Origin of the sequence: Curtobacterium sp. GD1 (assembly GCF_020882855.1) — a bacterium.
GTDB lineage: Bacteria > Actinomycetota > Actinomycetes > Actinomycetales > Microbacteriaceae > Curtobacterium.
The window spans coordinates 1-22,043 of record NZ_JAFEVQ010000009.1; the positions used below are offsets into that span (position 1 = coordinate 1).

Here is a 22,043-nt window from a genome sequence, read left to right on the forward strand (position 1 = left end):
GCCGACGCCGCGGCGCCGCGGGGCGCCGCCGGCGGCGGGCGGGAACGACGAACCACGAATCCGACGTGGAACCGGGCGCGGGGGCTGATGCGATGTCGCATCCGTGGTTCGACGCGGCTCGGCCGGTGCGGCCGACGCCGCGGGGCGCCGCCCCGGGCCGCGCGCCGCCGCCGCGGGGCGGCTCGAGCTGCCGCCGCACAAGCGAAGTCCGTCGGAACCACGCATCTGCGTGGTTCCGACGGACTTTGGTTGTGCGAGCGCGCGCCGAGCGCGCGCCGAGCGCGCGCAGCGCGCCTACGCCGCGTCGAGCGCCAGGCGCTCGCGCACCACGGCCGCGAGCTCCTCGGCGATCCGCTCGGCATCGGCCTGGGAGGCCGCCTCGACCATGACCCGCACGACGGGCTCGGTGCCGGACGGCCGGAGCAGCACGCGCCCCGCGTCGCCGAGTGCGGCGGTCGCAGCGGCGACGGCGTCCTGCACGCCCTGGTCGGCCAGGCCGTGCCGGTCCACCCCGCGCACGTTCACGAGCACCTGCGGGAACACCGTCATGCACGACGCGAGCTGCTCGAGGGTCTTGCCCGTCCGGGCCATCTCGGCGACGAGGTGCAACCCGGTGAGGATGCCGTCGCCGGTGGTCGCGAACTCGTTGAAGATGATGTGGCCGGACTGCTCGCCACCGAGCGAGTACCCGCCCTCGGTCATCTTCTCGAGGACGTAGCGGTCGCCGACACCGGTCTCGAGCATCGTGATGCCCGCGTCCGCCATGGCCCGCTTCAGCCCGAGGTTCGACATGACCGTCGCGACGAGGGTGTCGGACGCCAGGCGCCCGCGCTCCTGCAGCGACAGCGCGAGGATCGCCATGATCTGGTCGCCGTCGATCGCGTTGCCGGCGGCGTCGACCGCGAGGCAGCGGTCCGCGTCACCGTCGTGGGCGATGCCGACGTCCGCACCGTGCGAGAGCACCGCGCGGGCGAGGTTGTCGATGTGGGTGGACCCGACACCGTCGTTGATGTTCATGCCGTCCGGGTCGGCACCGATCAGGGTCACGCGGGCCCCGGCGTTGACGAACACCTCGGGCGAGACACCCGCGGCGGCGCCGTTCGCGCAGTCGAGCACGACGTGGATGCCGTCGAGCCGGTGCGGCAGCGTGCCGAGCAGGTGGACGACGTAGCGGTCCTCGGCGTCGGCGAACCGGGTGATCCGGCCGACGTCGCCACCGGTGGGGGTCGGTGCGGAGTGGTCGTGCATGGCCGCTTCGATGCGGTCCTCGACCTCGTCCGGGAGCTTCCGGCCGCCCGTGGCGAAGAACTTGATCCCGTTGTCGGGAGCGGGGTTGTGCGACGCGGAGATCATCACGCCGAAGTCGGCGTCGATGTCCGCGACGAGGAACGCCGCAGCGGGGGTGGGGATGACCCCGGCGTCGAGCACGTCGACGCCGGCGGAGGCGAGCCCGGCCGCGACCGCGGCACCGAGGAACTCGCCGGAGACGCGCGGGTCGCGCGCGAGGACCGCACGAGGGCGCGGTCGACCGGACGCCCGGCGGGCGTCCGCGTGGTGTCCGTGTGTGAGGACGGCCGCGCTCGCCTGGGCAAGACCCAGTGCGAGCGCGGCCGTCAGCTCGCCGTTGGCGAGACCACGAACCCCGTCGGTACCGAACAGACGCGGCATTGCGATCTTCAGCCGGTGACGACTAGCGCTTCGAGAACTGCGAAGCCTTGCGGGCCTTCTTGAGACCGGCCTTCTTGCGCTCGATGACGCGGGCGTCGCGGGTGAGGAAGCCGGCCTTCTTGAGGGTGGCGCGGTTGTTCTCGCGGTCGATCTCGTTCAGCGAACGGGCGATGGCGAGACGGAGCGCACCAGCCTGACCCGAGGGGCCACCACCGGTGATGCGGGCGACGACGTCGTAGGCGCCGAGCAGCTCGAGCACCTTGAACGGGTCGTTGATGAGCTGCTGGTGCAGCTTGTTCGGGAAGTAGTCCTCGAGCGAGCGGCCGTTCACGACGAACGAGCCGGAGCCCGGGACGAGACGGACGCGTGCGATGGCCTCCTTGCGGCGCCCGACGGCACCGCCCGAGACGTTGAGGATCTGACGGGGAGCGGCCTCGGAAGCGGCGGGTGCGCTCTCCGTGGTGAAGCTCTCCGGGGTCTGGTCGAGGGAGTCAGCGATCTGAGCCATGAGTTTTACCTAGTCCTTGGAAGTCGTCGTGGCCGGAACTACTGTGCGACCTGGTCGAAGGTGTACGCCTTGGGCTGCTGCGCCGAGTGCGGGTGCTCCGCGCCGGCGTAGACCTTCAGCTTCTTGAGCTGCTCGCGACCGAGGGTGTTCTTCGGGAGCATGCCGCGGATCGCCTTCTCGACGGCGCGGGTCGGGTGCTTCTCGAGCATCTCCGGGTAGGAGGTCGCCGTGAGGCCGCCCGGGTAGCCCGAGTGGCGGTAGTAGACCTTCTTCGCGAGCTTCGAACCGGTCAGGGCGACCTTGTCGGCGTTCACGATGATGACGTAGTCACCCATGTCCATGTGCTGGGCGAAGGTGGCCTTGTGCTTGCCGCGCAGGAGCGCCGCGGCGTGGGTGGCGAGGCGGCCGAGGACGACGTCGGTCGCGTCGATGACGATCCAGTCGTGCTGGACGTCTGCCGGCTTCGGGGAGAACGTACGAGTCACAGTGGTGCTGCTTTCGTGTCGAGGTGAGGAGTCCGTGAATCCCGCTCCGGTGGGTGTTCACGTGGGAGAACCCGTGTGAACGGCCCGGTGGAGGGCTCATCTGACTGTCCGGCGCACAGAGCGCGCAGACCAAGGTGAGAGCGTACCCGACGCACGTGACGGCGGTCAAACGGAGACAGGGACGGACGGAAGGCGCGGTGCCAGCTGGCACCGCGCCTCCCGTCCGTGGGTGGAACGTCAGCCGAAGAGGCTCCGCAACCACGCGAGCAGCGCGGCGAGCGCCGCCAGCGCGTCCGCGACCGGACCGCCGTGTCCGGGGTCGCCGCCGTGGCCGGGGTTCCCGCCTCCCGGGGTGCCGACGCCCGGCAGGTCGATGCCCACCACGACCGGGTCGTGGTCGCTCGCCCGGTACACGTCGTCCTGGTACAGGTCCGTGACGTTGTAGTCATACCGGCTGTACTCGAGGCCCACAGACTCGACCGAGTTGATGTTCCAGATGTCCACGCCGGTGACGGTCTCCAGTGCAGCAGGGGACGCGAACACGTGGTCGAGCGACCCGCTCAGCCCGCTGAAGACGTACGACCACTCGGACGCGTCCTCGGTCGGGCCGAGGTCCGTGTAGCCGGCGTCCTCGAGGGCGACGACCGGGTCCTCCTCGCTGTAGGCGTTGAAGTCGCCGAGCATGAACACCTTGTCGGTCCGCGCCTGGCGCTGCATCGCGGTCGAGAACGTCACGAGCGCCTTCGCCTGCTCGACGCGCGAGTGGTTCGACGCACCCTGCCCGTCGCCCTGGTCGGCGTCGACGCCCTCGCCCGAGCCCTTCGACTTGAAGTGGTTGGCGATGACCAGGAAGGTGTCCTTCGCACTCGGCTTCTGCGCGCCCTTGCCCTTGCCGGGCTTCGCGACGACCGGGGCGAAGGCCTGCGCGAGCGGCTGGCGGGCGTTCGTGAAGGCCGTCGAGTCGGTGAGGATCGTCGACGAGCCGACCGGCTGCACGCGGTCCTTCTTGTAGATGAGCGCGAGGCGGATGACGTCCTCGCTCGACGGGAGCTTCGACGGGGACTTCGCGTACGCCCAGGTGTCCTTGCCGGTCGCGGCGTTGAGCGCGGCCACGAGGGTCGCCACAGCCGCGTCACGGTCCTGGCCGAAGCGCGCCGAGTTCTCGATCTCCTCGAGGGAGACGACGTCGGCGCCGAGGCCGTTGATCGCCTTGACGATCTTCACCTGCTGGCGGGCGAGGTCGTCGGCGTTCGCGGCACCGCGGGCGTCGCAGCCGCCCCGGACGGTCACGGGGTCGCCGTCGCGGTCGGTGTAGTAGGTGCAGCCGGTGAGCTGGTCGCCGGTCGTCGGGAAGTAGTTCAGGACGTTGAACCCGGCGAGGCGGATGTCACCGCCGACGTTCTCCGGCGCGGCGGTGCGGACGTCCGAGAACGACGCCGGCAGGTCGGCAGCCGGGGTGGCGCCGGTGATCGGCGACGTCGGCTGGAACTTCCACGAGTCGTTCCGGTAGTCGAGGACGACCGGCTCGCGGAAGGTCGCCGCGGCACCGACCGTGACCGGGCCCTGCGTGAGCCACGACACCGGGATCGACTGGTTCGCCGCGCTGAGGAAGTTCGTGCTGGCACCGTCGTCGAGGACGACCTTGCGCGCCGCGTTGTCCGCGGTCACGGCGGCGGCCTCGGCACTGCCCGGACGGGCGACCTCGGTCGGCTGGAGCAGGCGCTGCTTCCCCGATGCCAGCACGACCTCGCCGTACTGGTTCGTCGTGTAGTTGTCCGCGACGGTGTAGTCGCCCTGCGGCGCCACGAGCATGCTCTCGAGCGACTCGCGCTGTGCGTCGGTGCGCGGGAACGTCAGCGTGGCCGGGACCGGCTGGACGACCCCCGCGGCGGGGAGCTTCCTCAGGCCAGCCGTGGTGGGCACGGTCAGCTCGGTCAGGCCGTTGAACTCGGACACCGTGCCGGTGAGGCGCACCGCGTCCCCGATCGCCACGCTGCCGACGGTCGCCGACGAGTAGACGAAGACGGCGTCGGAGGCGGTGTGCGTCCGGAGGTCGAGCGCGCCGCCGGTGCCGGCGGTCTGGACCGTGTAGCCGTTGAAGCCGCCGGTGGCGTACACCGCGGTGACGACGCCGTCGGTCGTGACGGTCTTCCCGGCGTACGGCGAGGCGTCGCCGGTGCCCTGCAGCTGCGCGATCGTGACCCGTTCGGCCGGGGTCGTGCCGCCGTCACCGGGGTCGGTGGGGTCCGTGGGGTCGGTCGGGTCCGTCGGCTGCGTGGTCTCGCCCGCGGCGTTCTCCGGCGTGACGGTCGTCGTCACCCGGAAGTCGGCGGCGTTCGAGTCTGTGTCGGTCGTGCCCTGACGGGTGAGCGCGTCCGGGACGGCGTTCGCCGTGCCGGTCGGTGCGACCGCGGTCTCGAAGGTGTTCGACGTGCCGTAGCCGAGCAGGTCGACGACGCCGGGGGTGCCCGTCGTCACGGCGCCGGCGGGGAGTGTCAGCGCCGTCGCCTGGTCGGCGAGGACGAGGGTGCCGGTCGAGCCGGAGGGGTTCAGCCCGGTGACGGCGTCCGGCTCGGGCAGCGCCTCGCCGTTCGTGCCGTTCGAGCCCATCTGCACGAGGTAGGTGCCGTGTGCGGGCACGGAGCCGGCGAGCTTGCCGACCGAGGGCGCTCCGGTACCGGTCGCCGCGCGGTACTGCACCGACCAGCCGTCGACGCTGACGGGGCTGTCGGTGGGGTTGCCGAGTTCGACGAACTTGTTCGTGAAGGGCTGGTTCGCGCTGCCGCCCTTGAGGTAGGCCTCGGCGATGACGAGCCCGGAGCCCTGGGGGTTCGCGGTGGCCGTGGAGACGGAGACGAGCGGAGCGGCGACGAGCGCGGCTGCAGCGGTGGCGCACAGCAGAGTGCGCCCGACGGATCTGTGCATGGTCGCACGGTACCGACCTGCGGGGCCCCTCAGGTTTCCGGCGGGTGAACGATCCGTTCCACCCCTGATCGGGGTGCAGGCGGCGGCGGTGCGGGATGCCCGGGGATCAGGACCCGATCGGCCGCCAGGTGGACCCGACGCGGTGCACGGCCGGCCCGTGTCCGGGGAGCAGGACCTCCGGGATCGGCAGCGCCCGCGCGGACTCGAGCGCTCGTGCCTGGTCGGCCGTGAAGAACGACGTGATCAGGCGCGGCCGCGGCTCCCACGACGACGGCTGCGTGTCGTGCCGGCTGACGACGGCGTCCCCGGTGACGATCGCGTTCGCGGCGGGCAGCAGGTAGGCCGTGGACCCGTCGGTGTGCCCGGTGGCCGGCAGCGGCGCGATCGCCCGGCCGACGAAGTCCGCACCCGTGAACGCGCGGGCGGTCGGCACCGCGGTGGGTCGCAGCGCGTCGGAGCGCACTGCGCGGGCGAGCCACCGGAGGACCCGGGGTGCGGCCAGCCGTCCACCGATCTCGGCCGGCGTCACCTGCTGCCGCGCGGGCCCGCGCACGTTGTCGAGCTCGTCGGCGTGGGCGAGCACCTCGACGTGCGGGTAGCGCTCGAGGATGCCGGGGATGCCGCCGACGTGGTCGACGTGCCCGTGCGTGACGTACACCCGGCGCAGGTCGTCGAGCTCGTGGCCGGCGTAGCGCACGGTGTCGAGCACGAGGTCGGTGTCGGCCGGGTAGCCGGCGTCGATCAGTGCGACACCGTCCTCCTCGGCGAGGACCACCCAGTTCGAGACGGGCCCCTCGACGAACACCACCCCGGGTGCGACGGACACGACGGAGCGGGGTTCGCGGGAGGTCATCCCCCGACGGTACCGCCGAGCGGGCGTGCTCCTGGTCGATCAGCCTGCGACGAGTTCCTTGACGAGTCGGAAGAGGAGCACGCCGCCGGTCGCCGCGTACCACCCGATCAGCGAGTTCCGCTTGGCGGCCAACGCCAGTGATCCCCCTGCCGCACCGACCCCGAGCAGCAGGGCCGGCCAGCGGATCCACGGGTCCTGGTGCGAGACACCGGCGACCAGAGCTCCGATCGTCGCGAGGAGCACCAGCACGATGATCGCGGCCCGTCGACGACCGGCGGCCTTCGCCGGGCGCTCCTGGGTCATGCTTCCACCGTCCGTGTTCTGAGGTACCCGCCGAGGCACGGGACTGCGATCCAGACGAGACCGGAGGTGACCGCCGGCAGTACGCGTGATTCGCCGAGAACGCCGCCCTGCACCGCGCTGAAACGAATCCATTCGGTCCACTCGCCGGCGAATGACAATGCCACGTCCGCCACGAGCACGATGAGCACGACGCTCACCAGCGCCAGGGGGAGCGAGCGCACGGAAGCCCCGATCCCGAAGGCCATGGCCGCCGACGACAGAGTCAGCGCCGCCACCTGCCCGATCGGCGTTCCGATCGAGGCCGAGTTCAGGTGGCCCCCGAGGGACACCGCTGCGACCACGCCGACCGCGGCTGCGACGAGCGACAGGAGCACGACGCCGGCCACCAGGCAGGCGCAGGCCGCGGCTCGCGCTCCGTAGATCGTGCCGCGAGGGAGCCCGGTGAGGATCCCGTCGCGCTCTCCTCCGGCGCGTCCGTCTCCGACACCGCACACTGCCCCGATGACGGCCGAGACGAGGGCCCCGGGCAAGCTCACCGTGATGATGACCTCCCCGGCATCGAACGAGCCGTTCCGGAGCACGAGCGAGACGCTCGAGATCGCGCACAGGACGACGAGGAGCACGATGGCGCCGTAGCCGATCATGGCTCCTCGAGTGTCCAAGCGTTTGCGCAGTTCGAGGCGGACGTGCTGGGAAGCGCTGATCATCGACCGACCTCCGCGATGTGCTCTCCCGCTGAGGCTTCTGCGTAGAGCATCTCGAGATCCACAGAGGCCGGGACGATCGAGCGGACGTCGATGTCGTGACGGACCGCCAGTCGCACTCCCTCGGCGACCGCGCAGCCAGCAAGGATCCGGTCGCCGCGACGTTCCGCCGTCTCTCCGGACGCGGTCAGCGCGTCGATCATCCTCGTTGTGTCGGACACTTCGATGATGCATCCGCTGGACGCCTGGAGGTTCATCGACTGCACGCAAGCGATGCGACCACTGCTCATGACGACGGCGACGTCGATCATGGACTCGAGTTCGGACAGCAGGTGGCTCGAGATCACCACGACGGCGCCGCGCGCGCGCAGGCGGCGCACGGTCTCACGCACCCAGACGATCCCGTTCGGATCGAGGCCGTTCGTCGGCTCGTCGAGCAGCACGACGACTGGATCCCCGAGGAGTGCAACCGCGATCCCGAGGCGCATCTTCATCCCGAGGGACAACGCCCCGACGCGCCTTCGCGCCACCCGTTCGAGCCCGGAGGACTGCAGCGCTGCTGCGACGTCGCTCCGCGGCGCTCCCACGTAGGCGGCCCGCAGACGCAGTGCCTCCCGGACGGTGCGCCCAGGATGGAGCCCGTTCTCGGCAAGGACGGCGCCGATGACGACCGACTGCCCTCCGGCAACGCTGATGGTCCCCGTCGACGGTCTCACGAGCCCCGCGACCGCGGCCATCAGCGACGTCTTCCCCGCACCGTTCGGACCGACGAGGCCGTACGTCATGGCAGGAGCGAACTGGATCGTGATGTCGTCGAGCCGCGGCCGTCCGCGTCCGCGCACCCCCACGTTGCACAGATCGATCGTCATGATGCCTCCCTGGAGCTCAGAAGAAGTAGTTCCACAGAGCGTCGAAGAGCTGCTGGATCGTCATCGTCGCGATCGCGTTGATCGCGGCCTTGATCCAACCGGCGACCCCCGCCCACCACCTCTTGAACGCGGCCGAGCCCTTCTTCACTGCGTTCTTCATCGGGGTGATCAACGACGGTGCGTTCCGCTTGACCCAGTTGATGATCGGACCGATCGGGACCCCGTTGGTGGAGGCCCCATCCGTGCCGATGGGCGCGCCGGTCGTCGGGCCGCCTACGGGTCCACCTGTCGTGGTGCCCCCGGTCGCGCTGACGAAGCTTGCCGAACTGACACTCGAACTGGACGCCGTCACGGGCGCTGCCGACGCAGCTGTCGCTCCGGCGGTTCCCATCAGCGTGCCGACGACGATCGCCCCGATCACCCTTGCTGTACCGATCCGATTCACTGCCATCCCCTTGTGTGGTGCGGCGCGGGCATCGTTGCCGCGCGGTGCCACTCTGGCAGTCAGGATGTCAACGGTCAAATTTCAGTGTGCGATATCAATTCGGCGAGCGAGCATGGATCCGCTCACTCGCGTCGCGCACGGGTCTGCGACGCCCGCGCCGCGAGGTCGTCGTCCGCCGGGTACCCGACCTCGGTCAGGGTGAGGCCCTTCGCCGGCGCGACCGTGAACTCGCTCGTCCGGGCCTCGGCGACCCGCAGCTCCTCGAGCCGGTCGGCGCCGAACCGGCCCTCGCCGACGGCGATCGTCGCCCCCACCATCGCGCGCACCATCGAGTGGCAGAAGGCGTCGGCCTGGAGGCGCGCCACCAGCACGCCGTCCGGCTCGCGGTCCCAGCGGAACTCCTGCAACGTCCGGATGGTCGTCGCCCCCTCGCGCGGCTTGCAGAACGTCGCGAAGTCGTGCAGCCCCAGCAGCCGCAGCGCACCGCGCTCCATCGCCGCCGGGTCCAACCGCGTCGGGTGCCAGACCGTGTGCCCCCGTCGACGTGGATCGCGCCAGGCGTCGGCGTCCGCGATCCGGTACGAGTAGCGGCGCCACAGCGGCGAGAACCGGGCGTCGAACCCCTCCGGCGCGACCGAGGCCCGGGTGACGACGACGTCCCCCTCCGGCGCCGCGATGCCGTTCACGCGCTTGACGAGCCCGTCCAGCGGCGAGCGCCCCGACCCCCGCTTGGCGGCCAGCGCGTCCCACTGCGCCGACGTGAGGTCGAGGTGGGCGACCTGCCCGGTGGCGTGCACGCCCGCGTCGGTGCGCCCGGCCACGGTGAGCAGCGGCGGCTCGCCCCACCGGGTGAAGACGGTGGCGAGCGCGGCCTCGAGCGCGCCCTGCACGGTCCGGAGACCCGGCTGCCGGGCCCACCCGGAGAACGCCGCACCGTCGTACGCGATGTCCAGCCGCAGCCGCACGCCGCCACCGTCACCGCCGCCCTGCGGGCCCGCCGTCTCGTCCACCAGGCCACCGTACCGGGGCCGGACCGCGCCTCCTGGCCCCCGTGCTGACACGCGCCCCGCCCCGGTGTCAGTGCCACGTCAGTGCCGCGTGAGCGGGCCGCGGCACCATCGTCCTCGACATCGACGAACCACGTCGAGTCACCACGAAAGGACCTGCGCGAATGACCACCACACCGCTCGCGGTCGAGGCCACCGGCCTCGTGAAGACCTTCGGGACGAACCGCGCAGTGGACGGTGTCGACCTCCGCGTGGAGGCCGGCACGGTCTACGGCGTGCTCGGCCCCAACGGCGCCGGCAAGACCACCACCATCTCCATGCTCGCGACGCTGCTCAAGGCGGACGCCGGCGAGGCCCGCATCTTCGGGCGGGACGTCCGCCGTGAGGCGCAGGCCGTCCGCTCCCTCATCGGCGTGACCGGCCAGTACGCGAGCGTCGACGAGACGCTCAGCGCGACCGAGAACCTCGTCATCTTCTCGCGCCTGCTCGGCCTGGGCCGCGCCGAGTCGAAGCGGAAGGCCGCCGAGCTGCTCGAGCGCTTCGGGCTGACCGAGGCGGCATCGCGCCCGTTGAAGAACTTCTCCGGCGGCATGCGTCGGCGTCTCGACCTCGCCGCGAGCCTCATCGCACAGCCGCCGCTGCTGTTCCTCGACGAGCCCACGACGGGTCTCGACCCCCGCACCCGCGCCCAGATGTGGGACACGATCCGGGAGCTCGTCGCGACCGGCTCCACCGTCCTGCTGACGACGCAGTACCTCGACGAGGCCGACCAGCTGGCCGACCGCATCGCCGTGATCGACCACGGCCGCGTCGTCGCCGAGGGCACGGGCGACGAGCTGAAGGCGTCCATCGGGTCGAGCTCGCTCCAGCTCCGGCTGGCCGACCCGCTCCGACTCGACGCCGCCCGCACCATCGTGCGGAACAGCCTCGGCGTCGACGCGGTGGCCAGCCCCGAGGGCTCGCGCCTCACCGCGCCGATGTCCGACCCGGACCGCGTGACCGACCTGCTCGTGTCGTTCCGCGACGCCGGCATCTCCCTCGCCGAGATGAGCGTGCAGAAGCCCACGCTCGACGAGGTCTTCCTGCAAATTACCGGCGAAGCGGTGGTCGCTGACGCGTCCGCCGCCGCCGAATGGAGCATCGCATGACCACCATCGCCCCCACCCCCACCTCGGCACCACGGGTCGCCCCACGCCCCGGCATCGGCGGCTCCGGACTCGGCGCGACCGTCCGGCAGTCCTTCACGATGGCGTACCGCGGCCTGGTGAAGGTCCGTCGCACGCCCGAGCAGCTGTTCGACGTGACGCTCATGCCGATCGTCTTCACCGTGATGTTCACGTACATCTTCGGCGGCGCGATCGCCGGCGACGTGTCCAGCTACCTGCCCGTCATCATCCCCGGCATCCTCGTGCAGACGAACATCACGTCGTCGATCGTCACCGGTGTCCAGCTCCGCGAGGACATGGACAAGGGCGTGTTCGACCGCTTCAAGTCCCTGCCGATCGCCCGCATCGCGCCGCTCGCCGGTGCGCTGCTCGCCGACACGGTCCGGTACGCGATCGCCACCGCCATCACGTTCACGGTCGGGATCATCATGGGCCTGCGTCCCGAGGGCGGTGCCGCGGCGGTCGTGCTGGCCGGCGTGCTCGTCATCGTCGTCGCCTGGTCGATCAGCTGGATCTTCGCCTACTTCGGCGTGGTCGCCCGCACCGCGTCGAGCGTCTCCGGCATCGCCAACCTGGTGCTCTTCCCGCTGACGTTCCTGTCGAACGCGTTCGTCCCCACGGACACCCTGCCCGGCTGGCTGCGCTGGTTCACCGAGGTCAACCCGATCTCGCACCTCATCACCGCCGTCCGCGAGCTGATCAACCACGGCGCCGTCACCGGTGACCTCTGGATCAGCCTGCTCGGTGCCGCCGTGGTGGTCGCCGTGTTCGCGCCGCTGACGGTCCGCGCCTACATGCGGAAGGCGTAGCGGAGGTCCTCCAGCAGCGTCCTCGCCCGCGCGACGGCCTCGGTCCGGTTCCATCCGGCCGAGGCCGTCTCGGCGTCCGCGACGCGGGCCGCGCCGAGCGCGTCGACGAGGAGCGGTCGGAGCCGTCCGTGGGCGAGCACCGCGAAGTCCTGCCGGGTGCCGAACCGCATCGCGGCACCCCAGCACCGGGCCGCCTCGGCCGGACGGTCGCTGCGCGCCGCCGCGACCGCGAGTCCCGCCAGCGTCGTGCCGATGACGGGCAGGTCGAGCCACCACGGGTGGACGCGGATCATCACGAGTGCGGCCTTCCGGATGCGGCGGGCGACCGCGCGTTCGTCGGCCTGGAGGCGCGGTGCGGCTCCGTCGGGCGCGCCGAGCGCCGCCTCGTCGACCGCTGCGATCCGCGCCGCGCCCGCCATCACGGTCCAGTGCGGTGTCGCCTTCCGGTGCGGCAGCACCCAGTCCCACGCGGCCGTGTACTGCGCGGCGGCAGCATCGAGGTCGCCCTCGAACCGGAGGCACTCCGCGCCGATCGCGACCGCGAGCACGCCGATCTGGGAGCGGTCGCCGTCGAAGCCGCCCCGCCCCGCGACCGGTCGGTGCTGCAGCTCGGCGGCGATCGACCGGGCGGTGTCCACGGCGCCGGTCGCGGCCGAGCAGAGCCCGACGGTCCAGCCGATCTCGTACAGGTCGTCCTCGGCGCCGAAGCGCTCGAGCTGCTCACGGGCGCGGTCGGCGTTTGCGAGGGCGTCCGCGTACCGGCCGGTCTGGGCGAGGAGCTGCGTCATGGTGACGGCCACGGTGCCGATCGTCCACGCGTCGGCGGTGCGCTCCGCCAGCGTCTGCGCCCGGGTGGCGTACCGGAGGGCCGCCGCGAACTCGCCGTCGTTCTCGGCGAGGGGCGCGCTGAGCATGTTGGCGGTACCGGCCACGCCCTCGTCGGGGTCGTCGCGGAGGCGCGCGAGGAGCGCAGTGCCCGCCGCCGGACGCCCGAGCGTCAGGAGCAGGGCCGCCTGTGCGTCGAGCACCGGGAACCCCGTCGTCCCGACGCGGCGGAGGCGCCGGAGCGTGGAGATCGCCCACGCGGCGGTCCGGCGGTCGTCGAACGCCGAGGAGGCCCCGGCGACGACGAGTCCGACGTGCACCGCGGCGACGTCCTCGGCCGCGGGCGGACCCGAGCGCAGCACCGCGACCACGTCGGACGCGATCGCGGTGACCTCGCCGTGGGCACCCCGGAGCGTCCAGTAGGCCCCGAGGGCGGCGAAGACGTGCGCGGTCGCCGAGGTGTCGTCGGCGCGGAGGCTCCAGCGGAGCAGGGTCACGAGGTTGTCGGCCTCGCGCTGGACCTCGTGGAAGCGGTCGAGCTGCTCCGGGCCGGTGAGCGTGAAGAGGTTCCTGGCGGCGGCGAAGTCCCGCCCCCAGCGGATCATCGCCGTGCGCACGGCCTCGGTGGCACCGCGTTCGTCGAGCCGTGCGGCCCCGAACTCGCGGACGGTCTCGAGCAGGCGGTAGCGGACCGGCTCCCCCTCGACCTCGACGAGCTGCACGAGGGACTGCTCGACGAGCTCGGCGAGGTCGTCGAGCGCGTCGTCCCGGCGGTCCGGCGCGGCCACGGCCTCGACGGCGTCGACCGCCAGGCCGTCCGGGAACAGTGCCAGGCGGGTCAGGAGGTCCTGCGCGCCCGCGTCGAGCAGGCGCCAGCTCCACTCGATGACCGCCAGGAGCGTGCGGTGCCGCTCCGGGGCGCTGCGGTCGCCGCCGCGGAGCAGCGCGAAGCGGTCGTCGAGCCGGCGCTCGATCTCGTCGATGCTCATCCCCCGGATCCGCGCCGCGGCCAGCTCGATCGCGAGCGGCGACCCGTCGAGCCGCGTGCAGATGCGGCGGACGGTGTCCACGGGCAGCACGGCCCCGGGTCGGGCGGCCCGGGCGCGCTCGGTGAACAGCCGGACCGCGGCCCCGTCGGCCTCGACCGGGAGGGGCGCGAGGGGCGCCACGACCTCGCCGGCGATCGCGAGCGGTGCGCGCGAGGTCGTGAGGATCCGGAGGTCGGGGATGCTCGCGAGCAGGTCGGCGGCGAACCCGGCGACGTCACCGACGAGGTGCTCGCAGTTGTCCAGGACGAGGACCGTCGGGGCTTCTCCGAGCGCCCGCCCCACCCGCGCGCGCAGGTCGGCGACGACGACCTCCCGCAGCGCCCGGGCGGAGCGGAACTCGGCCACCCCGAGCAGGGCACCGAGCGCGGGGACGACGTCCTCGGCGGTGGCGATCGGCGCGAGCTCGAACACCACCACGCCGGTGGTCGGCGGCACACCGGCGGCGACGGCCTGCGCGAGGCGGGTCTTGCCGAGCCCACCCGCACCGAGGATCGTGACCAGCCGGTTGCGGGACAGGAGGTCCGTGACGGCGGCGAGGTCCTCCTGCCGCCCGACGAGCGTGTTCGGCGCGGCCCGCAGCCCGACCCGACGAGCGCGACCGGAGTCGGCGGCGGACCGGCGGAGCAGATCGGCGTTCAGCCGCACCAGGTCGGCCGAGGGGTCCGCGCCGAGCTCGTCGGCGAGGCGGTCGCGGTGCGTCGCGAACGCGGCGAGCGCCTCGGCGTTCCGGCCGGCGGCGACCAGCGCGCGCATGCACCCGGCGACGGCGACCTCGTCGAACGGGTTCGCCTCGGACTCGGCGAGCCACAGCGCGGCCGCTTCCGCCGCGTCCCCGCGGTCGAGGAGGAGTTCGCCCAGCCGGCGTCGGAGCGCACGGCGGGCGCCGGCCGCGCGGTCGGCGAGCGCGGCGCCGAGGTCCCCGTCGACGTCCGCGCCGGGGTCGCCCCGCCAGCCGTCGAGCGCTGCCCGGACCACCGCGACGTCCGCGCTGGCAGCCGCGCGCTCGGCGGACGTCAGGTCGACCGAGCCGGGGTCGACCCCGAGTGCGTACCCGGTGCTCGTCGACACGACGACACCGTCGGCCGTGCTGCGCCGGAGCCGGGAGACGAGGGTCTGCAGCGCTGCACGGGCACCACGAGGCTGGTCGTCGCCCCAGAGCTCGTCGATGAGCGCCTCGGTCGTCACGGCGTGTCCGCGCGCGAGCACCAGCGCGACGAGGAACGACCGCGAAAGGGCACCGGGCACCGCCGTCGGCGCTCCCGTCGGATCCGCGACGGTCACTGGCCCGAGGACGGCGACGCGTGGCAGTTCGGACACGGTACGAGTCTACGGACGACCGCACGCGTCCGGCCCGGGATCACGTGACCGGGTACCGCCGCCGGAGTTCGGCGTAGCGCGTGTCCCAGTCGAAGGCCGCGATGCCGTCGAGGTCCCCGGCGAGGTCGAGTTCGAGCAGCTCGAGGTACGTGTGCCACCCCGGTGCGTAGTCCCGGCCGCCGACACGGTCGTGCTCGAGCCGGAGGCCAGCACCGTCCTCGACCGGCTCGACCGTGACGGTGATCGTCGTCTCGTGCTCGTCGCGGGCGTGCCAGGTGGTCGTGAACGTGCGCGGAGCGTCGCACGCCGTGACGGTCCCCTCCGTGAAGACCGTGCCGTCGTCGTACCGCGCGAGCCAGCGGCCGCCGAGGTGGAAGTCGCCCTCGTACGGGGCCATCCAGCGCGAGAGCCGTTCGGGGTCGGTGATCGCGTCCCAGAGGTCCTCGACGGTCGTCGGGTAGGTCTGGGCGAAGCGGATGAGGTACCCGCCGGAGGGCGAGTCCTCGACGGTGCCGTCGGTGGTGCGCATGTCAGTGCTCCTCGTGGTGGACGTCGGCGGGGGTGCCCGGAGCACGTCGGGCCCGGGCGATCTCGGTCGTGAGGGCGTCGAGCCGCTGCCGCCAGAGGGCGCGGTACCGTTCGACGGCGCGGTCGAGTTCCTTGACGGCGCGGGGTTCCAGTCGGTAGACGCGTGCGGTCCCCCGCGGTGCCGCCGTGGCGAACCCGGCGTCGCGTAAGACGCGCAGGTGCCTGGAGACCGCGGGTTGGGAGATGCCGAACTCCGCCCTGATGACGTCGGTCAGCGCACCGGCCGTCCGGTCCCCCTCGGCGAGGAGTTCCGTGAGCCGGCGTCGGACGGGGTCACCGAGGACGTCGAACGCGTGCACGTCGACACTCTATAACCGCAGTGTTATGAAGTCGAGGGTCAGCCGCGGGCGTTCCGGAAGGCGGACGGCCCCGTGCGGGTGTCCAGGTCGTTCGTCGCCCGGCGCTCGGACTCCACGATGCCGCGCATCGCCACGAGTGCGGCGGACGTGACCGCGACGTGCGACGGGTTCTCGCGCGATGCGTCCAGCGCCCGCTCGACCTCGGCGATCGCGTCGTCGCCCGCCTCTTCGGGGCACTCGCCGCGGACCATGCACGCGAGCTCGCGGAGGGCCGTCGCGAGCGGCTCGGCGAACTCGGGGTCCGGTCGCCCGAGCCCCTCCGACACCGGACCCGACCGGGCGACGAGCTCGGTGAGGTCCGTCGTGTACCAGGCGACCCGCTCGAGGGCACGGAAGCGGGCACCGTCCTGCTCGAGCCGTGCCCGGGACCCACGGAGTGCTCCGCGGGGGTTCAGCCGGCGGCTCTCGTGCGCGATCGACACCCGGGAACGGACGTCGGCGATGGCACGGTCCAGTCGGTCCTGCTGACGGTCCCAGGCCTTCTCGTCGCGCTCGCCCCCTGCGAGGACCTCGGCGAGCCCGTCCAGGTGATCTGCGAGCACCTGGTTGACCGCGTCGATCCGGTGCTCGGCGTCCCAGAAGCGCAGGGGCGGGAAGACGAGGAAGTTCACCAGGAGGCCCACCACGACCCCGACGGCCATCTGCACGAGGTACCCGAGCGAGTACCCCTCGGCGTGGGCGCCACCGACGAGCAGGACGAAGAGCGCGGCGGTGGACACCCAGGAGCTGCCCTCGCCGAGGACGCGGAACCCGCCCACGAGCACCCCGATGCCCACCGCCAGCGCGATCGCCAGGAAACCAGGGTCACCGACCCACATCGTGAACCCGGCGATGACGATGCCGAGCGCGATGCCGACGAGCGTCTGGACCCCGCTCCGGATGCCCGCGAACACCGTCGTCTGCATCGCCACGACGGCACCGAGCGGTGCATAGTACGGGTACTCCGCCGCGACCCCGGGCATGTGTCGCGCGATGAACCACGCGAGGACCGCTGCGACGGCGGCCTTCGCGGCGTGGAGCAGGCGCGGTTGCGTCCCGGAGGTCCGGCTCCACCGCCAGACCCGGGTCCCCACACCCGCGATGTGCTCGAACTGCATCGGTCCCTCTCGTCGTGTCGGCCGGTCACGATACGGTGCCGCGCCTGTGAGACGGAGCCGGTCCGCGTTCTGCGGCTCGGCCGCCTGTGGGCCAGGAGGAACGGGGCGGGCTCGCACCGCGCCTCCAGGCCGCCGTCCGGTCACCCCCAGGACGCGACGAAGCCCCCGCAACGCGTGTTGCGGGGGCTTCGTCGTGGTGGGGCTGTGACTACTTGTCGTCCGACTTCTCGGCGGCGTCGGACTCGACCTCGGCAGCTGCCTCGGTCTCGGTCTCCTCGGCGACGGGAGCGGACTCCTCGGTGGTCTCGGTCTCCTCGACCGGGGCCTCGTCGGTGGTGTCCTCGGCGGCGGGCTCCTCGACCGGAGCAGCAGCGGCCGGGGCCGCGTCGCGCTTGACCGGGGCCGGCGTGCTCGACACCGGCTCGAGGACGAGCTCGATCGACGCGAGGGGAGCGTTGTCGCCCTTGCGGAAACCGAGCTTCGTGATGCGGGTGTAGCCGCCCTGACGGTCCTCGACCTGCGGGGCGATCTCGGTGAACAGCGTGTGCACGACGGACTTGTCGCGCAGGATGCTGATCACGCGACGACGCGCGTGCAGGTCGCCACGCTTCGCGAACGTGATGAGACGCTCGGCGACGGGACGGAGGCGCTTGGCCTTCGTCTCGGTGGTCGTGATGCGACCGTGCGTGAAGAGGGCGTTGGCGAGGTTGCTCAGGAGCAGGCGCTCGTGGGCGGGGCCGCCACCGAGGCGGGGGCCCTTGGTGGGCTTCGGCATGTCAGTTCTCCAGTGGTGAAAGTGTTGCGCGCTGCGTCAGCGGCGCGCGTGCGCGTCAGCGCGAGGTCAGTTGTTGGACTCGTCCTCGTCGTACCCGCTGTAGAAGTGGGCGCCGTCGAATCCGGGGACGGTGTCCTTGAGGGACAGGCCGAGCTCGGTGAGCTTGTCCTTGACCTCGTCCACCGACTTCTGACCGAAGTTGCGGATGTTCATGAGCTGCGTCTCCGACAGGGCGACGAGCTCGGACACCGTGTTGATGCCCTCCCGCTTGAGGCAGTTGTAGCTGCGGACCGACAGGTCCAGGTCCTCGATCGGGGTCTGCAGCTCGTTCGAGAGCACGGCGTCGACCGGCGCGGGGCCGATCTCGATGCCCTCGGCCGCGGTGTTGAGCTCGCGGGCGAGCCCGAACAGCTCGACGAGCGTCCGACCTGCCGACGCGATGGCGTCGCGCGGCGTGATGGCCGGCTTCGACTCGACGTCGACGACCAGGCGGTCGAAGTCCGTGCGCTCACCGGCACGCGTCGCCTCGACGCGGTAGGTGACCTTGAGGACCGGCGAGTAGATCGAGTCGATCGGGATCTGACCGGCCTCGCTGAACTCCGAACGGTTCTGCGTCGCCGAGACGTAGCCACGGCCACGCTCGATCGTCAGCTCGAGCTCGAAGCGCGCGGTGTCGTTCAGGGTCGCGATGACGAGGTCCGGGTTGTGGATCTCGACGCCGGCCGGAGCGGAGATGTCCGCCGCGGTGACCTGACCGGCACCCTGCTTGCGCAGGTACGCCGTGATCGGCTCGTCGTGCTCGCTGGAGACGACCAGGCTCTTGATGTTGAGGATGATCTCGGTGACGTCTTCCTTGACACCGGGAACGGTGCTGAACTCGTGGAGGACGCCGTCGATGCGGATGCTGGTGACAGCCGCGCCGGGGATCGAGGAGAGGAGCGTGCGGCGCAGCGAGTTGCCGAGGGTGTAACCGAAGCCCGGCTCGAGCGGCTCGATGACGAAGCGCGAGCGGAACTCGGAGATCGTCTCCTCGGTCAGGGTGGGGCGCTGTGCAATGAGCACTGTGGGATTCCTTTCGGCGGAGTGTCCGCTATATGACACTCGGCGGTACGACGGGGCCGACCGGGCCCCGACGGGTCTGTTGAGTTGTGATCACGCGCACGCGCTTGCCAGGACGGCACGGCCTGCGCGATCGAACGACCAGGAATGGCCGCGGGCCCTGCTCGCTCCCGTCAGGGGACGAGCAGGGCGCGGCCGGTTGCTCCTCGCGTCAGACGCGACGGCGCTTGGGCGGGCGGCACCCGTTGTGCGCCTGCGGCGTGACGTCGTTGATCGAACCCACCTCGAGGCCAGCGGCCTGGAGCGAGCGGATCGCGGTCTCGCGGCCCGAACCCGGACCCTTCACGAAGACGTCGACCTTCTTGACGCCGTGCTCCTGCGCCTGACGCGCAGCGGACTCGGCGGCGAGCTGCGCCGCGAACGGCGTCGACTTGCGCGAACCCTTGAAGCCCACGGCACCCGAGGACGCCCAGCTGAGGACGGCACCCGACGGGTCGGTGATGCTGACGATCGTGTTGTTGAACGTGCTCTTGATGTGGGCCTGGCCCACGGCGACGTTCTTCTTCTCCTTGCGGCGCGGCTTGCGCGCGGCAGTCTTGGGGGTAGCCATCGGGGTCTCCTATCGAGCCTTCTTCTTGCCTGCCACGGTGCGCTTCGGTCCCTTGCGGGTACGCGCGTTGGTCTTGGTGCGCTGACCGCGCACCGGGAGACCACGACGGTGGCGAAGACCCTCGTAGCTACCGATCTCGACCTTGCGGCGGATGTCGGCTGCGACCTCACGGCGGAGGTCACCCTCCACCTTGAAGTTGCCCTCGATGAAGTCACGGAGGGCGACGAGCTGGTCGTCGGTCAGGTCCTTGACGCGGATGTCACCGGAGATACCGGTCTCGGCGAGTGCCTGGACCGCGCGGGTACGGCCGACGCCGTAGATGTACGTGAGTGCGATCTCCACGCGCTTCTCGCGCGGGATGTCGACGCCTGCTAGACGTGCCATGTGATGGCTGCTCCTGTTGTCGATGGAGGTGTGGAGCAGTACCGGTGCTCGGGCCTCCGACCCGAGGTGTCCCCGCTCGCGCGGATCTTGGTACTGCGTTCGATGTTGAGTTGTGGATCCTGCTCGCAGCCGCCCGAGGGCGATCGCGTCAGGCAGCCGGGACTAGCCCTGGCGCTGCTTGTGACGCGGGTTGCTCTTGCAGATCACCATGACGCGGCCCTTGCGGCGAATGACACGGCAGTGCTCGCAGATGGGCTTGACGCTGGGGTTGACCTTCATTGTTCTTTCCTCGTGCTCGCTGGCTTCGTGCTCGGCAGGGTTGCCGGGCCGTTCCTTTCCAGCTCGCGGATCACTTGTAGCGGTAGACGATCCGGCCGCGGGTCAGGTCGTACGGGCTCAGCTCCACGATCACGCGGTCCTCGGGGAGGATGCGGATGTAGTGCTGGCGCATCTTCCCGGAGATGTGCGCAAGGACCTTGTGTCCGTTGGTCAGCTCAACGCGGAACATCGCGTTGGGCAGAGCTTCGAGCACCGAGCCCTCGATCTCGATGACGCCGTCTTTCTTGGCCATAGCCTCACTGTCGCTTGGTTGGATTACCGGTGTGATCCCCGAGCCGGTCTGCGGGTCGGGCGCCACGCCCAGTAGGCATGACACACCAAAGATCGATCCTATGTGGTAAACCCAGGATTGCCAAGTGGAGACGGCGAAGTCCCCACGTCTGGGGCTTCACAGCGGTGTCTGAGCGTTCCACAGTGGTTTGACGGCGCGCTCCGGGGTCCCGTTGGTCACCGGCCCCTAGCGTGGCCCTCGCCCCCCGCCCGTGCAGACCGCGCCGCACGGACCACCGAACGGAGACCACGTGCCCGACGCCACCCGACGCCCGTTCGCCCGCCACGGCCGCCTCCCGCGCCGCCGCGGATGGGGCACGCTCGCGTCGATCGTGGCGTCCGCCCTCGCCGTCGTCCTCGTCAGCGGGACGAGCGTCGCCGCCATCGCGGGTGCGCAGCTCGCCACGGCGCCGAGGACGGTCAAGCTCAGCACGGACGACCAGAGCACCGCGCAGACGGCCGACATCACGGCCATCAAGGGCGGTGCGAACATCCTGCTCATCGGCAGCGACACCCGCATCGGGCAGTTCGACTCGGACGAGGACGTCGAGGGCGCCCGCAACGACGTCACGATGCTCATCCACATCTCGCAGGACCACACCCAGCTGACCGCGGTGAGCTTCCCGCGCGACCTCATGGTGCCGATCCCGGCGTGCACGAACCCCGAGAGCGGGACCACGTACCCGGCGGCCACGTCCGCGCAGTTCAACACGGCACTCGGGAACGGCGGGGTCTCGTGCGTCGTCGACACCGTCGAGAACCTCACCGGCCTGAGCATCCCGTACGCCGGGCTCATCACGTTCGACGGCGTCATCGAGATGTCGAACGCCCTCGGCGGCGTGGACGTGTGCGTCGCGGACCCGATCAACGACTCCTACACGAACCTGCACCTGACGGCCGGCTCGCACAAGCTCGAGGGCACGGACGCGCTCGCGTTCCTCCGCACCCGGCACGGTGTCGGCGACGGGAGCGACCTCGCGCGCATCAGCTCGCAGCAGGTGTTCCTGTCGGCACTGCTGCGCAAGGTCACCTCGGACGGGACGCTCTCGAACCCGATCACGCTCTACAAGCTCGCCGGCGCCGCGCTGTCGAACATGACGCTGTCCGACGGCCTCGCCCAGGCCCGCACGCTCGTCGGACTGGCCGGGGCCCTGCGCGGGATGAGCACGGCGAACATGCTCTTCGTGCAGTACCCGGTCGCGGACGACCCCGACGACAGCGCGCGGGTGATCGTCGACCAGGACGCCGCACACACCCTCAACGTCGCGCTGCAGAACGACCAGAAGACCTCGCTGAGCGACTCGAGCACGGGGCGTGCGTCGGAGGAGTCCTCCGGGTCGAGCGGGACGGCGACCGCTGCTCCGTCCACGGGGACCTCGACCGGCACCGGCACCTCGTCGGCCGGTGGGTCCTCGGCCGGCACGTCCTCGGGTACCGCGGCGGGCACCGGCACGGCGTCCGGATCGGCGTCCGGCACCGCCACGAGCGCCGCGACCGGTTCGGCGACGCCGCTGCCCTCGTCGATCACCGGACAGAGCGCGTCCGAGGAGACCTGCTCCGTCGGCAACGACTGAGACCGGCGCGCAGAGCGCGTCGCGCGGTGCCCGTTGCGCGTCGCGCGTCGCGCGC

23 protein-coding genes are annotated in these 22,043 nt (G+C 71.5%); 3 read left to right on the plus strand and 20 right to left on the minus strand.

The genetic code is table 11. The features are described 5' to 3' along the window. Positions 1-294 precede the first annotated feature (294 nt). From glmM to truA, 10 genes are all read right to left on the minus strand, one after another. Positions 295-1,668, minus strand: a complete 1,374-nt coding sequence (glmM, locus tag JSX79_RS06495; protein WP_070417698.1) for a phosphoglucosamine mutase — start codon at positions 1,666-1,668, stop codon at positions 295-297. A 22-nt stretch (positions 1,669-1,690) separates the two neighbouring features. Beyond that, positions 1,691-2,176, minus strand: a complete 486-nt coding sequence (gene rpsI / locus JSX79_RS06500; RefSeq protein ID WP_022906971.1) for a 30S ribosomal protein S9 — start codon at positions 2,174-2,176, stop codon at positions 1,691-1,693. Between the two features lie 38 nt (positions 2,177-2,214). After that, positions 2,215-2,661, minus strand: a complete 447-nt coding sequence (rplM, locus tag JSX79_RS06505) for a 50S ribosomal protein L13 (protein ID WP_022906970.1) — start codon at positions 2,659-2,661, stop codon at positions 2,215-2,217. A gap of 237 nt (positions 2,662-2,898) precedes the next feature. Further along, complete coding sequence (locus tag JSX79_RS06510) at positions 2,899-5,586, minus strand: ExeM/NucH family extracellular endonuclease (RefSeq protein WP_229085529.1); 2,688 nt, start codon at positions 5,584-5,586, stop codon at positions 2,899-2,901. 106 nt (positions 5,587-5,692) lie between these two features. Continuing rightward, complete coding sequence (locus tag JSX79_RS06515; RefSeq protein WP_229085530.1) at positions 5,693-6,439, minus strand: MBL fold metallo-hydrolase; 747 nt, start codon at positions 6,437-6,439, stop codon at positions 5,693-5,695. Between the two features lie 39 nt (positions 6,440-6,478). Beyond that, positions 6,479-6,742: a hypothetical protein gene (locus JSX79_RS06520; protein ID WP_229085531.1), complete on the minus strand. Its 264-nt coding sequence runs from the start codon at positions 6,740-6,742 to the stop codon at positions 6,479-6,481. Beyond that, complete coding sequence (locus JSX79_RS06525) at positions 6,739-7,386, minus strand: hypothetical protein (protein WP_229085532.1); 648 nt, start codon at positions 7,384-7,386, stop codon at positions 6,739-6,741. Before JSX79_RS06525 ends, JSX79_RS06520 begins: the two co-directional genes overlap by 4 nt. A gap of 59 nt (positions 7,387-7,445) precedes the next feature. Continuing rightward, positions 7,446-8,315, minus strand: coding sequence for an ABC transporter ATP-binding protein (locus JSX79_RS06530; RefSeq protein ID WP_267484165.1), 870 nt, complete (start codon positions 8,313-8,315; stop codon positions 7,446-7,448). A gap of 16 nt (positions 8,316-8,331) precedes the next feature. Beyond that, complete coding sequence (locus tag JSX79_RS06535) at positions 8,332-8,475, minus strand: hypothetical protein (RefSeq protein WP_229085533.1); 144 nt, start codon at positions 8,473-8,475, stop codon at positions 8,332-8,334. Between the two features lie 407 nt (positions 8,476-8,882). Beyond that, positions 8,883-9,770 (minus strand): tRNA pseudouridine(38-40) synthase TruA, encoded by an 888-nt coding sequence (gene truA / locus JSX79_RS06540; protein WP_229085534.1) that lies wholly within the window; start codon positions 9,768-9,770, stop codon positions 8,883-8,885. Between the two features lie 161 nt (positions 9,771-9,931). Here truA and JSX79_RS06545 point away from each other — a divergent pair, with 161 nt between their 5' ends. Together JSX79_RS06545 and JSX79_RS06550 are read left to right on the plus strand one after the other, a co-directional pair. Further along, a complete protein-coding gene (locus tag JSX79_RS06545; RefSeq protein ID WP_071302494.1) occupies positions 9,932-10,915 on the plus strand; it encodes an ATP-binding cassette domain-containing protein in 984 nt (327 codons plus the stop codon). Continuing rightward, positions 10,912-11,742, plus strand: coding sequence for an ABC transporter permease (locus JSX79_RS06550; protein WP_070417694.1), 831 nt, complete (start codon positions 10,912-10,914; stop codon positions 11,740-11,742). The genes JSX79_RS06545 and JSX79_RS06550 overlap by 4 nt, the downstream gene beginning before the upstream one ends. On the opposite strand, the gene JSX79_RS06555 is transcribed toward JSX79_RS06550, so the two are convergent. The 10 genes from JSX79_RS06555 to infA all read right to left on the minus strand — a co-directional run bounded on the left by JSX79_RS06555 (position 11,724) and on the right by infA (position 20,376). Continuing rightward, positions 11,724-14,933, minus strand: coding sequence for a BTAD domain-containing putative transcriptional regulator (locus JSX79_RS06555; protein WP_229085535.1), 3,210 nt, complete (start codon positions 14,931-14,933; stop codon positions 11,724-11,726). The genes JSX79_RS06550 and JSX79_RS06555 overlap by 19 nt on opposite strands. Before the next feature lie 40 nt (positions 14,934-14,973). Next, positions 14,974-15,462, minus strand: a complete 489-nt coding sequence (locus tag JSX79_RS06560; RefSeq protein ID WP_229085536.1) for an SRPBCC family protein — start codon at positions 15,460-15,462, stop codon at positions 14,974-14,976. 1 nt (position 15,463) lies between these two features. After that, on the minus strand, positions 15,464-15,820 hold the full coding sequence (locus tag JSX79_RS06565) for a helix-turn-helix transcriptional regulator (RefSeq protein WP_229085537.1): 357 nt from the start codon (positions 15,818-15,820) through the stop codon (positions 15,464-15,466). A gap of 38 nt (positions 15,821-15,858) precedes the next feature. Next, positions 15,859-16,977 carry an aromatic acid exporter family protein gene (locus JSX79_RS06570; RefSeq protein ID WP_071295212.1) on the minus strand — a complete coding sequence of 373 codons (1,119 nt, stop codon included), beginning with the start codon at positions 16,975-16,977 and terminating at the stop codon, positions 15,859-15,861. A 208-nt stretch (positions 16,978-17,185) separates the two neighbouring features. Continuing rightward, positions 17,186-17,752, minus strand: coding sequence for a 50S ribosomal protein L17 (gene rplQ / locus JSX79_RS06575; RefSeq protein WP_229085538.1), 567 nt, complete (start codon positions 17,750-17,752; stop codon positions 17,186-17,188). A 66-nt stretch (positions 17,753-17,818) separates the two neighbouring features. Further along, positions 17,819-18,814: a DNA-directed RNA polymerase subunit alpha gene (locus JSX79_RS06580; RefSeq protein ID WP_022906362.1), complete on the minus strand. Its 996-nt coding sequence runs from the start codon at positions 18,812-18,814 to the stop codon at positions 17,819-17,821. Positions 18,815-19,022: 208 nt separating this feature from the next. Continuing rightward, on the minus strand, positions 19,023-19,421 hold the full coding sequence (gene rpsK / locus JSX79_RS06585; RefSeq protein WP_017885507.1) for a 30S ribosomal protein S11: 399 nt from the start codon (positions 19,419-19,421) through the stop codon (positions 19,023-19,025). 9 nt (positions 19,422-19,430) lie between these two features. Further along, complete coding sequence (rpsM, locus tag JSX79_RS06590; RefSeq protein WP_058728274.1) at positions 19,431-19,805, minus strand: 30S ribosomal protein S13; 375 nt, start codon at positions 19,803-19,805, stop codon at positions 19,431-19,433. 162 nt (positions 19,806-19,967) lie between these two features. After that, complete coding sequence (gene rpmJ / locus JSX79_RS06595) at positions 19,968-20,084, minus strand: 50S ribosomal protein L36 (RefSeq protein ID WP_022903266.1); 117 nt, start codon at positions 20,082-20,084, stop codon at positions 19,968-19,970. Positions 20,085-20,154: 70 nt separating this feature from the next. Next, positions 20,155-20,376, minus strand: coding sequence for a translation initiation factor IF-1 (gene infA, locus JSX79_RS06600; RefSeq protein ID WP_017885509.1), 222 nt, complete (start codon positions 20,374-20,376; stop codon positions 20,155-20,157). 289 nt (positions 20,377-20,665) lie between these two features. Between infA and JSX79_RS06605 the strand changes: the two genes are divergently transcribed. Then, positions 20,666-21,988 (plus strand): LCP family protein, encoded by a 1,323-nt coding sequence (locus JSX79_RS06605; RefSeq protein WP_229085539.1) that lies wholly within the window; start codon positions 20,666-20,668, stop codon positions 21,986-21,988. The last annotated feature ends 55 nt before the right edge of the window (positions 21,989-22,043 follow it).

Excerpts from the sequence above, each read along its gene's own strand:
- JSX79_RS06550 (WP_070417694.1), top strand. The coding sequence starts at position 10,912 with ATGACCACCATCGCCCCCACCCCCACCTCGGCACCACGGGTCGCCCCA.
- rpsI (WP_022906971.1), bottom strand. The coding sequence starts at position 2,176 with ATGGCTCAGATCGCTGACTCCCTCGACCAGACCCCGGAGAGCTTCACC.
- JSX79_RS06525 (WP_229085532.1), bottom strand. The coding sequence starts at position 7,386 with ATGATCGGCTACGGCGCCATCGTGCTCCTCGTCGTCCTGTGCGCGATC.
- JSX79_RS06545 (WP_071302494.1), top strand. The coding sequence starts at position 9,932 with ATGACCACCACACCGCTCGCGGTCGAGGCCACCGGCCTCGTGAAGACC.
- JSX79_RS06535 (WP_229085533.1), bottom strand. The coding sequence starts at position 8,475 with ATGAAGAACGCAGTGAAGAAGGGCTCGGCCGCGTTCAAGAGGTGGTGG.
- JSX79_RS06530 (WP_267484165.1), bottom strand. The coding sequence starts at position 8,315 with ATGACGATCGATCTGTGCAACGTGGGGGTGCGCGGACGCGGACGGCCG.
- JSX79_RS06560 (WP_229085536.1), bottom strand. The coding sequence starts at position 15,462 with ATGCGCACCACCGACGGCACCGTCGAGGACTCGCCCTCCGGCGGGTAC.
- rpsM (WP_058728274.1), bottom strand. The coding sequence starts at position 19,805 with ATGGCACGTCTAGCAGGCGTCGACATCCCGCGCGAGAAGCGCGTGGAG.
- rpmJ (WP_022903266.1), bottom strand. The coding sequence starts at position 20,084 with ATGAAGGTCAACCCCAGCGTCAAGCCCATCTGCGAGCACTGCCGTGTC.
- JSX79_RS06520 (WP_229085531.1), bottom strand. The coding sequence starts at position 6,742 with ATGACCCAGGAGCGCCCGGCGAAGGCCGCCGGTCGTCGACGGGCCGCG.
- JSX79_RS06510 (WP_229085529.1), bottom strand. The coding sequence starts at position 5,586 with ATGCACAGATCCGTCGGGCGCACTCTGCTGTGCGCCACCGCTGCAGCC.
- rplQ (WP_229085538.1), bottom strand. The coding sequence starts at position 17,752 with ATGCCGAAGCCCACCAAGGGCCCCCGCCTCGGTGGCGGCCCCGCCCAC.
- JSX79_RS06515 (WP_229085530.1), bottom strand. The coding sequence starts at position 6,439 with ATGACCTCCCGCGAACCCCGCTCCGTCGTGTCCGTCGCACCCGGGGTG.
- JSX79_RS06570 (WP_071295212.1), bottom strand. The coding sequence starts at position 16,977 with ATGCAGTTCGAGCACATCGCGGGTGTGGGGACCCGGGTCTGGCGGTGG.
- rpsK (WP_017885507.1), bottom strand. The coding sequence starts at position 19,421 with ATGGCTACCCCCAAGACTGCCGCGCGCAAGCCGCGCCGCAAGGAGAAG.
- infA (WP_017885509.1), bottom strand. The coding sequence starts at position 20,376 with ATGGCCAAGAAAGACGGCGTCATCGAGATCGAGGGCTCGGTGCTCGAA.
- glmM (WP_070417698.1), bottom strand. The coding sequence starts at position 1,668 with ATGCCGCGTCTGTTCGGTACCGACGGGGTTCGTGGTCTCGCCAACGGC.